A 15,187-nucleotide genomic window follows, 5' to 3' on the forward strand; every position below is an offset into this window, starting at 1 on the left:
CTAGACTGAGCGCCGCAATTTGCGGCGCTTTCATTACTGGCGTATAACCTTAATGACAATGGCACTTTCGCCATAAAACTGACTATGTTTGGCAGGAGTTAATTAATAATGGCAGCCTATTTTTCTCTTATTTTGGTGTTGGTTACATTAAGCAGTGGCTTAGTGTGGATGGCTGATGCTCTGTTTTTTGCGCCTAAGCGCCGTGAGAAGTTGGCAATGGCTCAAGCTGCACAGGCAGATTTGAGTGAAGAAAGCGTTGAAAAGATTATGCGTGAGTCGATGTTAGTTGAAACATCGAAGTCTATTTTCCCTGTTATCGCGTTTGTATTGATTTTACGTTCTTTTATTTACGAGCCATTTCAAATTCCATCGGGCTCTATGAAGCCAACGTTACTGGTTGGAGACTTCATTTTGGTGGAGAAGTTTAGTTACGGGATTAAAGATCCCGTTTGGCGCTCAACATTAAAAGAAACAGGTAAGCCTGAGCGCGGCGATGTCGCGGTATTTAAATACCCACTCAACCCACAGGTTGACTACATTAAGCGAATTATTGGCTTGCCGGGCGACCGTATCATTTATCGAAATAAAGAGCTTTATATCCAACCTGCTTGTGCAGAGGGACAAAGTCCTTGTCCTGAGCTTAAAATGGTTGATAGAGCCTTGGTTAATCGTGGTGAGTTTTCTGAAAATGGTACACCGTTAATTCGCTATAAAGAGCAGTTAGGCGATATTAGTCATGACATTTTAGTTAATCCGTCGATTCCTGACCGAATTAACCATTATTTCCGTCAGCAAGATGTACCGTTAACCGAATTTATTGTGCCTGAAGGGCAATATTTTGCCATGGGTGATAACCGTGATAACAGTACCGACAGCCGTTTTTGGGGCTTTGTTCCTGAACAGAACTTAGTCGGTAAGGCGGTGGCTATCTGGATCAGCTTTGAATTTGACAGAATGCCAGCGGACTTTTTGCCGACTTGGATCCCAACAGGGGTTCGCTTTAACCGTGTAGGCGGAATTGAGTAATATGGAACCGATTAAAAATATTCCACGTTTGTGTCGTACTCTTGGGTACGAGTTCAACGAAAAAGCATTGTTAGACCAAGCGTTAACACATCGTAGCGCGTCTAATAAGCATAACGAGAGATTAGAGTTCCTTGGGGACTCGATTCTTTCAATCGTGATTTCTGATGCGCTATATCATAAGTTTCCTACTGCAACAGAGGGCGACTTAAGCCGTATGCGTGCCACATTGGTGTGCGGTAAGATGCTGGCAGAAATAGCGATTGAGTTTAAGCTTGGTGATTATCTCAAGCTTGGACCTGGTGAGCTAAAAAGTGGCGGATTTAGACGAGAGTCGATTCTTGCCGATGCCGTAGAGGCCATTATTGGTGCGATTTACCTTGATTCAGAAATCGAGAAGTGTCGCTCATTAGTGCTGAAGTGGTATGAATCGCGTTTACAGGTCATTGAACCTATAAACCAAAAAGACCCAAAAACTTTGCTGCAAGAACATTTGCAGAAGTTTAGAAAACCACTGCCAATTTATAACGTGGTCCATACTGAAGGTGATGCTCATGAGCAGACTTTCACCGTTGAATGTATTGTTGAAGACTTGAGCCAAGCCGCTGTTGGAGTAGCCAGTTCACGCAGAAAAGCCGAACAAAGTGCTGCTGCTCAAGTGTTGGAGTTAATGAAGAAATGAGTGATAAAAAAGATTTACCTGAAAGCAACGAGCCAAGCTTAGACGAACTACTGGCTAATATGAACAATCCGTCATCCGCGGTTAAATACGCAGTGACCTATTGTGGCATGGTCGCTATCGTTGGTCGTCCAAACGTGGGTAAATCTACACTTTTGAACAAGCTTTTAGGCCAAAAGATCAGTATTACGTCTAAGAAGCCACAAACCACTCGTCACCGCATCATGGGTATTCATACCGATGGTCCACGTCAGGTGGTGTTTATCGATACGCCAGGTCTTCATATGGAAGAGAAGCGTGCGATTAACCGCCTAATGAACCGCGCAGCGGCAAGTTCACTCGCTGATGTGGCGTTGGTGGTATTTGTGGTTGACGGCATGAACTGGACGCCAGATGATGAATTGGTATTGCGAAAACTGCAAAGCCGTGACGATGGTCGTAAGACGATTCTAGCAATCAACAAAGTCGATAATATTAAAGACAAGGAAGCGCTATTCCCGCATCTTGAAGAGTTGTCTAAGAAGTTTCCTTTCGATGAAATCCTACCGATTTCCGCGACTCAAGGTACTAACGTACAACGTATTCTTGATATGTCTGTGGCATCACTGCCAGAGTCTCCACATTACTTCCCTGAAGACTATGTGACTGACCGTTCGCAAAAATTTATGGCATCAGAAATCGTCCGTGAAAAGCTAATGCGCTTTTTAGGTGACGAGCTGCCATACGATTGTACGGTAGAGATTGAACAGTTTAAGATGATGGAGAATGGTGTTTATCAGATTAATGCCTTGGTACTTGTTGAGCGTGAAACGCAAAAGCGCATGGTCATTGGTAACAAAGGTGAGCGCATCAAGAAGATCAGTTCAGCAGCTCGCGTCGATATGGAGACGTTGTTTGATAACAAGGTTTTCTTAGAAATGTGGGTTAAAGTTAAATCTGGTTGGGCTGATGACGAGCGCGCACTGCGCAGCTTAGGTTACGGCGACGACTAGTCGTCAGTATTTATATCGTCAAATTTAGATGCCTCTTTTTAGCAATAAGAAGGGGCATTTTTATATTTTGCTCTACTTGTTTTAGTGGCGCAGGTTTCTAGTTAAGCTTTATGATGTTATTAACCGTCATGGTTTATTTACTTTTTGGAATGAGATAATTATGGAACGTGGTTACGTTCTTCATAGTCGGCACTTTCGAGACGGTAGTGTCATCGTTAACTTATTGGTTGATGGTAAAGGTCGAGTCGATGCCGTCGCACGCCTTGGCGGCGCTAAAAACTCTATTCGTAGCATTATACAGCCATTTCAGCCGATTATTTTCCAGCTGCAAGGTAAGTCCGAACTTAAAAATCTTAAGCAAGTTGAAGCAGCAAGTCCCGCGGTGCCGTTGACCGGCGATTGTTTATATTCGGGCCTTTATCTTAATGAATTATTGATCCGCTGTTTAAGCGGGCAGCATAACGCTGAAAACTTGTTTTTTGATTATCATCGCACCTTAATCGGCATGGCGACGAGATTTGAACAAAGTCAACTTAGGTACTTTGAGCATGCACTGTTAAAAGAGCTTGGAACGATGCCATCATTGGAGTTTGACCCTAGTGATGCGCCAATCACAGCTAGTGGCTTTTATCGATTAGAGCAAGCGCATGGTTTTACACCTGTGATTGCCACTGAGTTTAATCAGCATAAGTTTTTTACCGGTGAGATGTTAGTTGCGTTAAATCAGCAGACATTAGCGATAGAGCACTATGGCGAGGCAAAAAAATTGATGCGCCAGTTGCTAGCACCAATACTTGGCGATAAACCACTGCATTCGAGAAGCTTATTTATCAAGCAGGTTAAGACTTAGTATCGCGAAGCAAAGTAAGATAAATTCAATAGCCTTCTTATGCATGTACTGGCTAAAATGCCACCCAATCAGTACAATACGCTCTTTTAAGTCAGCTTATTTTTTAAGGAATTGTCATGGGCCGGATCTTATTGGGCGTTAACATCGATCATATTGCGACTTTACGTCAGGCACGCGGTACCAATTACCCCGATCCAGTTCATGCTGCGGCGGTTGCTGAGCATGCCGGTGCAGAAGGTATCACCATTCACTTGCGTGAAGACCGTCGTCATATTATAGATAGAGACGTCTACACCTTAGCTAAAACGCTAAAAACCCGCATGAACTTCGAAATGGCAGTCACTGAAGAGATGCTTAATATCGCTTGTGATATTAAGCCTGCTTATGTGTGTTTAGTACCTGAAAAACGTGAAGAGTTAACCACTGAAGGTGGTCTTGATGTTGCGGGCCAGCAAGATAAAATTGCCTCTGCAGTAGCGCGGTTGTCTCAAGAGGGGATCAAGGTTTCGTTATTTATTGATGCCGAAAAAACGCAAATCGATGCAGCGGTTGCCGTTGGTGCACCTGTGATTGAAATCCATACCGGTTGTTACGCAGATGCAGAAACCGATGCTGAACAAGCGGCTGAGTTACAGCGGATCTCTGAGATGGCAACTTACGCTCATGGTCTGGGCTTAGTGGTTAACGCTGGACATGGATTACACTATCATAATGTAAAAGCGATTGCGGCGATTCCAGAGCTGTACGAGCTTAATATTGGTCATGCAATTATAGCTCGCGCTGCTATCGATGGTTTAGCGACTGCGGTACGCGATATGAAGCAGTTAATGCTTGAAGGTCGCCGCGGCGAATAAGCAGTGGTTAGCGTAGTGACTATTAAGCCGAGGCATCCGCTCTCGGCTTTTATTTACCCCTTAATTGGGGCTAGGTTTAAGCGGTATTAGATAGAGAGTCATTATGATTGTAGGTTTAGGCACTGACATTGTTGAAATAGCTCGGATTGAGTCGCGCATTCCTGCTGCTGGTGATGCCGCGTTATTAACTTGCCGCCTGGCCAAGCGGGTGCTCACTGAAACCGAATTTGCGATCTTTATTCATTCAGCCAAGCCTGGGCGTTACCTCGCCAAGCGTTTTGCCGCTAAAGAAGCGGCAGCTAAGGCATTGGGGACGGGTATTGGCCGTGGCGTATCTTTTCAGCATATTGAAATTAGTAACAACGACAATGGTGCCCCGTTGATTAGTTTTACTGACGGTGCAGCTGAAAGGTTGGCGTTACTCGGTGGCCGATATGCACACATCTCTATAGCGGATGAAAAACACTACGCAACAGCGACGGTGATCTTAGAGTCTTGATGCTGCATCTGTAATGAGTGTAGACTCATTACATGCTCACCATTTATGTCTTGCTCACCTGTAAACTCAAAACCTAGCTTATGATATAAGGCGATAGCTGCACGGTTATTCGGATAAACACTTAAGTAAACCTGCTGACATTGAAAGTGGCAAAATAGAAACGCTAATAGCAAGTCTGCAAAGGCTTTCCCTAAACCCCGGCCTTGAAAGTCTTGAGCGATAAGAAATCGGTCAAACCAGACCCGTTGCATTTGGCATTCATTAAACAAGCCATACATAGCAAATCCTGCCACTTGTTGATCGCAACACAGCGCGACAGGAGTATAGCGAGTGTCTTCTTTAGCCTCTTGTAAACATTCTGCAATAGACTCAATAAAGCCACGTTGTTCAGCCTTTAATTGCAGTTCAAGCAGTTCGCCTAAGTTATTGTCATTGACAGGCACGATTGTGAGATAAGGGACTGGGTGAGGCATCTACTGGTCAGCTTATGGTTGGTTTTTATCGTATCGGCGCGAATATTAATACTTTGCTTATTTGCCTTCAAGCACAGCCCAAACCAAAACCAAAATTAAACACGCTCTACCCTTTATTGCTAATGTTTCACAAGTGCGGAGAGAGCGAGTTGTTAGCTTTGTACTTGTATGTATGGATCAATTATTTACTCGTCGTCAAATTGATCTAAAAAAGTTTGCGATGGCATAAAGAACAAACAACCTGTTTTGGCTTCAACAAAGTCGAGTAGGCGATCATAATGGCCGTTTTCGTCGGCGTGGATCATTTGACTTAAAGAGGTTTCAATAATAGACGGTGTGGCGGCAAAGCCAACAAACATAGTACCGTGCTCCATCGCATTGCCGTATGGACGGTTTTGTCTAAGCATTTTAATTTCTTCACCATCAATCTCAACTTTACTCTTAGCATTATGCGCCCAAGCAGGTTTTGCTTCATCACTGAGCTCAACGTTATCCATCTTAGTTCGGCCGACTACTTGCTCTTGATATTCAGTCGTCTGCTTATCCCAATCAGCTTGGCGGTCGATATAGCGCTGCACATGCAGATAACTGCCCCCTTGGTGCAGGGTAATATCATCAGCGACTAACACCGCTTCTACGCGTTCATCACCATTTGGATTTTCTGTACCGTCGACAAAATCAATCATGTCGCGGTTATCTAGGTACTTATAGCCTTGGATATCTTCTGTCAGACTGGCAATAGCGTCAAAGCTGTTACGAATGTATTTAGCGGCCTGAAAATTAAGATCGATACGCTCAGATTTAATCATCACAAATATATCACCAGAGGTGGAGGGGAACTGACGTTCGCCGTTACTCATGGCTGGAAACTGATGTAGCTCTGCTGGCATAGGTTGATCTGGAAATAGCTGTGGCCAAGCATTTGCGGAAAAACCAATGGATATGTTTAATCCTGCGGTTAAGTCTTTTTGATTAATCGACTTCTCAATGCCATTTATCGCAGCGATACCATCGCCTATTTGCTTTGCAAGGTCTGAGTGATCTTTTAGGCAGAAAGTGAGGTATTCCACATGAGATGTTGGATTAGATAAAACGCCTGATTGTGCGAGTGAACAGAGCTGTGTCATTGAGTTTTCCTCATCAGATATGGTTTGCTGTGATGGTTCTAAAATAAGATAGTTCCATAATAAAGAGTGTAGCGGAACTGATTGGAGTACTTAAAAACTATACGCTTTTAATTGTGGAAGTGAAATTAACTAGCGTTAATCATTGCCTTGGAGCAGCCAGAGGATGGGTGTTTTGGCTAACTTTGACAGAATATAGTGATTTGAGTTGCGAAACGGCCAATAAAGTCAGCGTAATTGCCAAGGCAGTTTGAGAACCCAGTTAACTCTGTGTATTGTGCAGCTGTTTAAGTTGATGTTTTATCTACGTGTTTTATTTTATGTATTAGGCTTGCCAGCCAAATACCTCTAACCACATTGAGTAATGATTATGCTGTATACCCAAAGATTAAAGCGAATAACGTCCCTATTAATGCTGCTGATAAGTGTGTGGTTACTATCGGCATGCGGCAATGATATACAGCTTCCGGTTAGTGAGGACGATTTAGAGCAGCCTCGATGCAGCGCGCAATATCAAAGTGATTGCCCTGAGTCTTATCGAGGCAAGCTGTTTACTGGCATTGCAACTAATTATGCTTATGGCAAGGCGTTTTATAGAGTGACTCAGTATCAAGATGGACTCGAGCACGGCTATAGCTTCTCGACGTTAAACAACCAACTCAATGAAACCGCTTGGTATAAGGCAGGTAAGTTAGATGGAAAACAGATTAGTTACCACTTTTCGACTACAGGAAAGCCGCAATGGGTGAGGTTTTACCAAGCAGGCGTAAAAACGGAGCACTGGCTTTATAATGAGCAGGGCGTAATCCTCAGCTATAAGCGATTTGAAGGCGATAAAGAGGTCGAGAGCATCCGTTATGAGAAGGGCCGAGAATGGCGCCTGTATTATTTTGTTGATGGTGAAAAGCGCCAGCGTCACAAGGACTATTATGCAAGCGGCGAGCTTGAGAGTAATAGTGAATTCATTTATGCCGATTATAAAAAACTTAATGAGAAAACCTACTATCGAAATGGTCGCTTAAAAACTAAATTTAACTTCGACAGGGCAAACAATACCGGCATATTTGAAACCTACGGTTCAGATGGTAAGCGGCGCTCAGAGCAGCATTATGGCTATAAACCGCTAAAGACTCGCCATGGAGTGCAATTAACTTTTTGTGGTGAAAATGGTCGGGTTGATTCTCGCGAGCATTACAATATGGGCGTAGAAGATGGCGAGTTTGCTAATTATCACTGTAATGGTCAGCTACAAAATATGAGCACCTATGTTAATGGTGTGGTGATTGATAAACAGATTAAAACCTATGATGAGAATGGCCTGGTAGTGTTTATTGAAAAGCTCGATGGTAAAGGCAAGGTAACACAAAAAAGCTACTATGATGAGGAGACTGCTAAGTGGGTGACTTACTCTACGGCTGACTAGTCGCAAGCTGGGTACCGCGACAGTTGAGAAGGTGCCTATTCAGCATAAGCTGCTTTATTGGAGAGTCATGTAACCATAAAAAGCTCTTTTGAACTTTTACGCTATTAAAATGTGACAAGATCCATTAGGTTAATATTAAGTTAAATTTGGTGGCAGTTAACGGGACTGAGTCTGAGAAGAGGGCTATCGTGATATTTGCGAGACTCGTAACAAGTTGTGCCCAATACAATCGTCACGGTAGAAACTAAGGTTCAGCTAGGTTTCTATACAGGCAAGCCTATATGGAGAAGAGCAGATGAAATCCGCCGAAGAGCAGTTATCGACCTATAAGAGTGTGCATTTAAACCCGAAAAACATTAAGACCCACTTTATTGGGATCCCACTGATTATCTGGTCGTTGTTTTTATTACTCAATTTGATCCCGCTAAACTTTGTGATGTTTAATGACCCGGTGATCAGCTTTAATGTTGCGACTATTTTTGCTGTTGGGGTACTCATCTATTACGTGTTCTTGCACTTTAGATTAGCGATTGGCTTAGCCCTGTTTATTATTCCAGTGCTTTACACTTCAAGTCTGGTGGCGCAAATGCCTGATGCATTTTGGATTGCTGTTGCTGTATTTTTTGTTGGCTGGGTCATTCAGTTTATTGGCCACCACTATGAAAAAGCCAAACCTGCATTTGTAGATGATCTTAATCAATTGCTCATTGGACCTTTTTTCTTAATGGCAGAGATTTATTTTATGCTGGGTATGGAAAAACAGTTGCTAGCCGACATCACGCCAATGGCTAGAGATAAACGCAGAGCGATAGAAGCTGCAAAAAAAGTGGCTTAATAGAATAGAACGTTGATATAACAAAGGCGCTATTTGCGCCCTTGTTTGCTTAGTCTAAGTTTACTTTAATTCTAAATTAGTTTTGCGAGATTATGGTTCGGCTTTTTTAGGGGCTTTATAGTGCTGCGGCATGATTCTTACCGTTTTAATCATGTTGCCAGCAACATCAATCACCTCGAGAGGATACCCGTATAGGCGCATTGAGGTATTTGGCTCGGGGATCTCCTCTAAGTATTCAAGTACTAAGCCGTTAATAGTCTTAGGTCCATCAATCGGAAAGTGCCAAGTCATCTCTTTATTTAAGTCTCGGATGTTTATGCTAGCCTCAACCAGATAGCTACCATCTTGTTGTTGGTTGATATCTTCACTCGGTGTGGTCACCATTGAAGTGGTAAAATCACCGACGATTTCTTCTAAAATATCTTCCAATGTGACTAAGCCTTGAATATCACCATACTCATCGACGACCAAACCAATACGCTCTTTATTTCGCTGAAAGTTAGAGAGCTGTACGTTAAGTGGTGTGGCTTCAGGAATAAAGTACAGCTCTTTTACTGCGCGTAGTAAGGATGACTTACTAAACTGCCCTTTAGACTGTAGGCGCAGAGCGTCGCGTAGGTGAACAAAGCCAACAGCATCATCAATGGTATCACGGTAGAGCAAAACTCTTGTATGCGGGCTTTGGATCACCTGCTTGTTTATGCTCTTAAAGTCATCGTTAATATTGATGGCATAAAGATCAGAACGGGGGACCATGACGTCATCAACGGTGACGTTTTCAAGATCCATTATCGACAACAGCATCTCTTGGTGGCGCCGTGGGATTAAGGCGCCAGCTTCATTTACGACGGTACGTAGCTCCTCTTGGCTTAGGGCGTCGTCAGTTTTGACTGAATGAATGCCCAATAGATGTAAAAAGCCAGAGGTAATGAAATTGACGATTTTAACGAAAGGAGAGAGTACGACTAACAGCACTCGCAAAATAACACTAGAGGGGAAGGCGATACGTTCGGGGTGCAATGCGGCAACGGTTTTAGGAGTGACTTCGGCAAATACCAGTACGACGAGCGTTAATACACCTGTGGCGATGGCGACCCCCACGTCACCAAATAAGCGCATACCAATAATGGTTGCGATAGCTGAGGCTAAAATATTAACTAAGTTATTGCCGATAAGAATTAGGCCTATTAGCCTGTCTGGGCGTTCAAGCATCTTTATGGCGCGAATGGCACCCTTATGCCCACTGTTAGCCAAGTGGCGTAAACGGTAGCGGTTGAGCGACATCATGGCGGTTTCTGAACCAGAGAAGTAGGCAGAAAGTACAATCAAGACGAACAAAATAGATAACAGTACGCCAGTGGATATATCGTCCAAACCTTGGAACTCCGCTGTTGTTTTAAAGATAGAGGGCGAATAAATAATGTTGAATAAAACGCTATGAAATTAGTAATTACAGAACTTTCGAAGGTGTGTCAAGTTTGACCCGCCTTTTGAAGACGGGCAACTGACAACATCTTGGCTTAGCGGAGGATTAACTCTTTTACAACTCGGGCACCAAAGTAGGCCAGTGACAGCAATACTCCACCCGTTAATGTGTAAGCAACGGCTGTTCTAATGCGGCAGCCTACCCAATATTGCTGAGCTAACATGGCGATATAAACACACCAAGCCATAATCGATAGCACAGCTTTGTGGCCCTTACCTTCTTCAAACATGTCATCGAGGAAAATAAAACCGGTGGCAAGTGATAAACTTAATAAAATCACACCGACAATCACTAAATGGTACAGCTGCTTTTCAACCGTCATGAGTGGCGGCATAGCTGAGGTGATGACAATTTTCTTGTTCTTAAGCCGGTTTTGGATAATAGCCAGTTGAATTGCATACAGTGCTGCAATCATCAGTGCACTGTAGGCCATCAGTGATAAAACGACATGGACTAATACATCTGGGTGAACTTCAAAATGAATGATGTATTCAGGTGGCACTAACCAAAGCAGCGCAACTGATATTACCGAACAAGCGTAGACTACCGGTAAGACAACAATGACCTTGAGCCTAAATAATAAGATGGTAAAGCTGAAGGTAATGATCCAGTTAACCATAGAAATGACATTGGTTAAGCTGAAGTTTTGTCCATCGCCTGTTTGGATAGCCTGTGACAAAGCGGCAGCATGCAGTACCACACCGACAGCGGCAAAGGCTGCGATGAGTTTTCTGTTTGGTCCGTCTACATGAAACAGGCGACTTGCGACGAGAACCAAAGCAATACTATAGAAAAACATGGCTGAAGCTGAAAAAATGACCATTGAGTATTAACCTATTGTTTTATGTGACCGATGCTTTGAAGCATGCTTTTAACGCTTAAATAAAGCTGACCAAACGAGCTGCATACTAACGTGATTCATACAGGAGTTAAATCACTGAATGAGCGAAAGTATCGTGCCCAGTCTGTGAGTTAAAGTCATTCTGATTTTAATCACTGATTTCGCACGTAACGTTATCGGATAGAATAGCATGAGCAAAGGTCATTTGGGCAGTGACCTTGATTGCAAAAATGGGCCGATTCCTTGCCTTATCGTCAATTTTTGGAAATTATTTTCGATTGTGACCCTGACTTATAAAAGTAACTTGCGTCATTCTGTAGCATAATATCTGGGCATCGCTATAATACAGCCCCATCAATATAAATTTTAAACGGTAAAGAACTGGATAATGTTTGAGAACTTAACTGACAGATTGTCACGGACTCTGAAAAATATCAGTGGCCGTGGTCGCTTAACGGAAGAAAACGTTAAGGAAACCTTACGCGAAGTCCGCATGGCTCTTCTTGAGGCCGATGTTGCCTTGCCTGTGGTGCGTGAATTCGTAAATAGCGTTAAAGAACGCGCTGTTGGACAAGAGGTTTCAAAGAGTCTAAGTCCAGGCCAAGCCTTTATTAAGATCGTTCAAAGCGAACTTGAAAATGCGATGGGCGAAGCGAACGAAGCTTTAGACCTATCGGCTCAGCCTCCTGCAATCATCATGATGGCGGGTCTACAAGGTGCGGGTAAAACCACCAGTGTTGCCAAGCTTGCAAAATTCTTACGTGAACGTGAGAAAAAGTCTGTTTTGGTTGTATCTGCCGACGTGTACCGTCCTGCGGCGATCAAACAGCTAGAAACCTTAGCAACTGAAGTAGACGTTGAATTCTTCCCGTCAGATGTCAGTCAAAAGCCTGTTGATATTGCTAAAGCGGCGGTTGCTCACGCTAAGCTTAAATTCATTGATGTGGTTATTGTCGATACCGCAGGTCGCCTGCATGTCGATGAAGCCATGATGGATGAGATTAAAGAGCTTCATGCGGTAATTAACCCTGTTGAGACATTGTTTGTGGTTGACGCCATGACAGGTCAAGATGCGGCAGTCACGGCAAAAGCCTTTAATGAAACACTGCCGCTAACGGGTGTGGTTTTGACAAAAGTAGACGGTGATGCACGTGGTGGTGCTGCGCTATCTATTCGTCACATTACCGGTAAACCGATTAAATTCTTAGGTGTTGGCGAAAAGACCGACGCATTAGAAGCATTCCACCCAGATCGCGTGGCGTCACGTATTCTTGGTATGGGCGACGTACTTTCTCTTATTGAAGAGGTTGAGCGTGGCGTAGACCAAGAAAAAGCGATGAAGCTGGCTGCTAAAGTAAAGAAAGGCGGCAGCTTTGATTTAGAAGATTTTCGTGAACAGCTTCAGCAGATGAAGAACATGGGCGGCATGATGAACATGATTGAGAAGCTACCAGGTGTGGGCCAATTACCCCCTGAAGCGCTTGCTCAAGTTCAAGATGGCAAAATGACCGGACAGATGGAAGCGATTATCAATTCTATGACACAAGGTGAGCGCCAACGGCCGGACATTATCAAAGGTTCGCGTAAGCGCAGAATCGCGATGGGCAGCGGCACACAAATTCAAGACGTGAACCGTTTACTTAAACAGTTTACGCAAATGCAGAAAATGATGAAAAAAATGTCAGCTAAAGGTGGCATGAAAAAGATGATGCGCGGCATGAGTGGTATGCTGCCTCCAGGCATGAAAATGCCTGGTCGTTAGGCTTTATTTTAATTCTGCAAAGCTAAATTTACAGGCCAGGGTGAATTCCACTCTGGTCTTTAAATCGTTTTAGGCGTAAAAAACGTCGATTACGGTTGCATTCGTCGGTCAGTCAGGTAAAATCTGCCGGCTTTATATCTGGGGCTCTCCGCGAACACGGAGTTTCAGTTTTTATTTTTGCTTGATAAAAAGCAAATCATTAGAGGATACAAAACGCATGGTTACCATTCGTTTAGCTCGTGGCGGCGCAAAAAAGCGTCCATTTTATAACATCGTTGTAGCTGACAGCCGTAACGCCCGTGACGGTCGTTTCATTGAGCGTGTTGGCTTTTTTAACCCAGTAGCTCGTGGCCAAGAAGAAGCTCTACGCTTAGATCTTGACCGTGTTGAGCATTGGGTTGCTAACGGTGCTGCTACTACTGATCGTGTAGCAAAATTGATCAAAGACGCTCGTAAAGCAGCTGCTTAATAGCGTTAGGGTATAGATTGATGAGTAGTAAACAAGAACCCGTCATCCTTGGGAAATTAGGTTCCAGTTTTGGCATTAAAGGTTGGTTGAAGATCACTACCTATACCGACTCTGTTGAAGGTATTTTTGACTATTCACCTTGGCTTATTAAAGAACAAGGCGAATGGCGCGAGGTTAAAGTCGCCCAGTGGCGTTTTCAGGGTAAAGCAGTTGTTGCTTGTCTTGAAGGCGTAACAACACGGGATGAGGCGCAAGCGCTTACAAATTGTGAGATTGCTGTGCCTGCTGAGCAGATGCAAGACTTACCAGAAGATGAATTCTACTGGCGAGATCTTATCGGATGCGAAGTGCTTAATACCAAAGGCTACAACATGGGTACAGTACAAGAGATCGTGGAAACAGGATCGAATGACGTACTTTTAGTTAAAGCTAACGCGAAAGATGGCTTTGGCAAAGCGGAACGAATGATTCCCTTTGTTACTGACCAGTTCATCCACAAGGTGGACTTGGCAGCAAAACAGATTTTAGTGGACTGGGATCCGGACTTCTAAGTCGAGGTACAACATATGTGGTTAGGGGTAGTAACCCTGTTTCCCGAGATGTTTCGTGCCGTAACAGACTTTGGTGTAACGGGTCGTGCAGTTAGCAGAGGGTTGCTAGAGTTGCAAACGTGGAATCCTCGCGATTTCACCCATGATAAACATAAAACAGTGGATGACCGCCCTTATGGTGGTGGCCCTGGAATGTTAATGATGGTGCAGCCTCTACGTGATGCCATCCATGCAGCAAAAGCTGCAGCTGGAAAAGAGGCAAAGGTGATTTATCTTTCTCCTCAAGGCCGAAAGCTGACACAGCAAGGTGTTGAAGAGTTAGCAAAGTCATCCAGTTTGGTTTTAGTGTGTGGACGATACGAAGGTGTCGATGAACGCATTATTCAAACTGAAGTGGACGAAGAGTGGTCGATAGGAGATTACGTGCTTTCGGGCGGTGAACTACCTGCGATGGCTCTGATCGATTCAGTATCTAGATTGGTTCCTGGCGTGCTAGGAAAACAAGCTTCCGCAGAGCAAGATTCTTTCTCTGATGGATTACTGGATTGCCCCCACTATACGCGTCCTGAAAGTTTGGATGGCCTGGATGTTCCAGCCGTATTGTTAAGTGGTAACCACGAACATATTAGACGCTGGCGTCTACAGCAAAGCCTAGGTAGGACTTTGTTAAGACGACCAGAATTACTTGAAAATCTAGCTCTGACTGGCGAACAAGAGAAGCTTTTAGCCGAATTTGTTGACACGATCAAATAAGATGATTAGTCGAAGCGCAGTTATTACTAGTATGGAGTTTATTTAATGAATAACATCATCAAAATGCTCAACGAAGAGCAAATGAAAACCGACGTACCACAATTTGGTGCCGGTGATACAGTAGTTGTTAAAGTACGTGTTGTAGAAGGCGGAAAAGAGCGTCTACAGGCGTTTGAAGGTATTGTAATCGCTAAGCGTAACCGCGGCGTTCACTCTGCATTCACAGTACGTAAAATCTCTAATGGTGAAGGTGTTGAGCGTGCGTTCCAGACTCACAGCCCAATCATCTCTAGCATCGAAGTTAAGCGTCGCGGCCGTGTTCGTCGTGCTAAGCTTTACTATCTACGTGAGCGTTCAGGTAAGTCTGCACGTATCCGTGAGAAGCTTGCTACTAAGTAATTTAGTACTCGCTATAAAAAAGATGCAGTGTTCGCACGAGAAACCGCCTATATGGCGGTTTTTTGTTGCCTGAATTTATCAAAGCTAACTTCATATCCGCTCCAGCACCGTTGGTTTTCAGTTTGGCACATCATTAGAATTACTCACTTATTGAAAATGATACTTGATCTCGCA

17 protein-coding genes are annotated in these 15,187 nt (G+C 43.8%); 13 read left to right on the forward strand and 4 right to left on the reverse strand.

The window, feature by feature from the left end; genetic code table 11:
• Window positions 1–108: 108 nt before the first annotated feature.
• The 6 genes from lepB to acpS all read left to right on the forward strand — a co-directional run bounded on the left by lepB (window position 109) and on the right by acpS (window position 4,897).
• On the forward strand, window positions 109–1,026 hold the full coding sequence (lepB, locus tag ACVBIL_RS00120; protein ID WP_447164974.1) for a signal peptidase I: 918 nt from the start codon (window positions 109–111) through the stop codon (window positions 1,024–1,026).
• A 1-nt stretch (window position 1,027) separates the two neighbouring features.
• Window positions 1,028–1,705 carry a ribonuclease III gene (gene rnc, locus ACVBIL_RS00125; RefSeq protein WP_447164975.1) on the forward strand — a complete coding sequence of 226 codons (678 nt, stop codon included), beginning with the start codon at window positions 1,028–1,030 and terminating at the stop codon, window positions 1,703–1,705.
• Window positions 1,702–2,694, forward strand: a complete 993-nt coding sequence (gene era, locus ACVBIL_RS00130) for a GTPase Era (RefSeq protein ID WP_447164976.1) — start codon at window positions 1,702–1,704, stop codon at window positions 2,692–2,694. Before rnc ends, era begins: the two co-directional genes overlap by 4 nt.
• Before the next feature lie 160 nt (window positions 2,695–2,854).
• A complete protein-coding gene (recO, locus tag ACVBIL_RS00135) occupies window positions 2,855–3,544 on the forward strand; it encodes a DNA repair protein RecO (RefSeq protein WP_447164977.1) in 690 nt (229 codons plus the stop codon).
• Window positions 3,545–3,660: 116 nt separating this feature from the next.
• Window positions 3,661–4,398, forward strand: coding sequence for a pyridoxine 5'-phosphate synthase (gene pdxJ / locus ACVBIL_RS00140; protein ID WP_447164978.1), 738 nt, complete (start codon window positions 3,661–3,663; stop codon window positions 4,396–4,398).
• 103 nt (window positions 4,399–4,501) lie between these two features.
• A complete protein-coding gene (gene acpS / locus ACVBIL_RS00145) occupies window positions 4,502–4,897 on the forward strand; it encodes a holo-ACP synthase (RefSeq protein ID WP_447164979.1) in 396 nt (131 codons plus the stop codon).
• Here the strand turns inward: acpS and ACVBIL_RS00150 are convergent.
• Window positions 4,864–5,370: a GNAT family N-acetyltransferase gene (locus tag ACVBIL_RS00150; RefSeq protein ID WP_447164980.1), complete on the reverse strand. Its 507-nt coding sequence runs from the start codon at window positions 5,368–5,370 to the stop codon at window positions 4,864–4,866. The two genes, acpS and ACVBIL_RS00150, sit on opposite strands and share 34 nt — an antisense overlap.
• Before the next feature lie 185 nt (window positions 5,371–5,555).
• Window positions 5,556–6,497: a Dyp-type peroxidase gene (locus ACVBIL_RS00155; RefSeq protein WP_447164981.1), complete on the reverse strand. Its 942-nt coding sequence runs from the start codon at window positions 6,495–6,497 to the stop codon at window positions 5,556–5,558.
• A 409-nt stretch (window positions 6,498–6,906) separates the two neighbouring features.
• On the opposite strand from ACVBIL_RS00155, the gene ACVBIL_RS00160 reads away from it, so the two are divergent.
• Together ACVBIL_RS00160 and ACVBIL_RS00165 are read left to right on the forward strand one after the other, a co-directional pair.
• Window positions 6,907–7,917 carry a toxin-antitoxin system YwqK family antitoxin gene (locus ACVBIL_RS00160; RefSeq protein WP_447164982.1) on the forward strand — a complete coding sequence of 337 codons (1,011 nt, stop codon included), beginning with the start codon at window positions 6,907–6,909 and terminating at the stop codon, window positions 7,915–7,917.
• 295 nt (window positions 7,918–8,212) lie between these two features.
• Window positions 8,213–8,752 carry an Mpo1 family 2-hydroxy fatty acid dioxygenase gene (locus ACVBIL_RS00165; RefSeq protein WP_447164983.1) on the forward strand — a complete coding sequence of 180 codons (540 nt, stop codon included), beginning with the start codon at window positions 8,213–8,215 and terminating at the stop codon, window positions 8,750–8,752.
• A 90-nt stretch (window positions 8,753–8,842) separates the two neighbouring features.
• On the opposite strand, the gene ACVBIL_RS00170 is transcribed toward ACVBIL_RS00165, so the two are convergent.
• Both ACVBIL_RS00170 and ACVBIL_RS00175 read right to left on the reverse strand, forming a co-directional pair.
• Window positions 8,843–10,126, reverse strand: coding sequence for an HlyC/CorC family transporter (locus ACVBIL_RS00170; protein WP_447164984.1), 1,284 nt, complete (start codon window positions 10,124–10,126; stop codon window positions 8,843–8,845).
• Window positions 10,127–10,272: 146 nt separating this feature from the next.
• Window positions 10,273–11,061 carry a cytochrome C assembly family protein gene (locus ACVBIL_RS00175; RefSeq protein WP_447164985.1) on the reverse strand — a complete coding sequence of 263 codons (789 nt, stop codon included), beginning with the start codon at window positions 11,059–11,061 and terminating at the stop codon, window positions 10,273–10,275.
• A gap of 406 nt (window positions 11,062–11,467) precedes the next feature.
• Between ACVBIL_RS00175 and ffh the strand changes: the two genes are divergently transcribed.
• From ffh to rplS, 5 genes are all read left to right on the forward strand, one after another.
• Window positions 11,468–12,841 (forward strand): signal recognition particle protein, encoded by a 1,374-nt coding sequence (ffh, locus tag ACVBIL_RS00180; RefSeq protein ID WP_447164986.1) that lies wholly within the window; start codon window positions 11,468–11,470, stop codon window positions 12,839–12,841.
• Window positions 12,842–13,058: 217 nt separating this feature from the next.
• Window positions 13,059–13,310 carry a 30S ribosomal protein S16 gene (gene rpsP, locus ACVBIL_RS00185; protein WP_012154307.1) on the forward strand — a complete coding sequence of 84 codons (252 nt, stop codon included), beginning with the start codon at window positions 13,059–13,061 and terminating at the stop codon, window positions 13,308–13,310.
• A gap of 20 nt (window positions 13,311–13,330) precedes the next feature.
• Window positions 13,331–13,861, forward strand: a complete 531-nt coding sequence (gene rimM / locus ACVBIL_RS00190; RefSeq protein ID WP_447164987.1) for a ribosome maturation factor RimM — start codon at window positions 13,331–13,333, stop codon at window positions 13,859–13,861.
• A gap of 15 nt (window positions 13,862–13,876) precedes the next feature.
• Entirely contained in the window at window positions 13,877–14,614 is a 738-nt protein-coding gene (gene trmD, locus ACVBIL_RS00195; RefSeq protein WP_447164988.1) for a tRNA (guanosine(37)-N1)-methyltransferase TrmD, read from the forward strand.
• A 45-nt stretch (window positions 14,615–14,659) separates the two neighbouring features.
• Window positions 14,660–15,013 carry a 50S ribosomal protein L19 gene (rplS, locus tag ACVBIL_RS00200; protein WP_012154310.1) on the forward strand — a complete coding sequence of 118 codons (354 nt, stop codon included), beginning with the start codon at window positions 14,660–14,662 and terminating at the stop codon, window positions 15,011–15,013.
• Window positions 15,014–15,187: the final 174 nt, after the last annotated feature.

It is taken from the genome of Shewanella sp. 125m-7 (assembly GCF_052977045.1).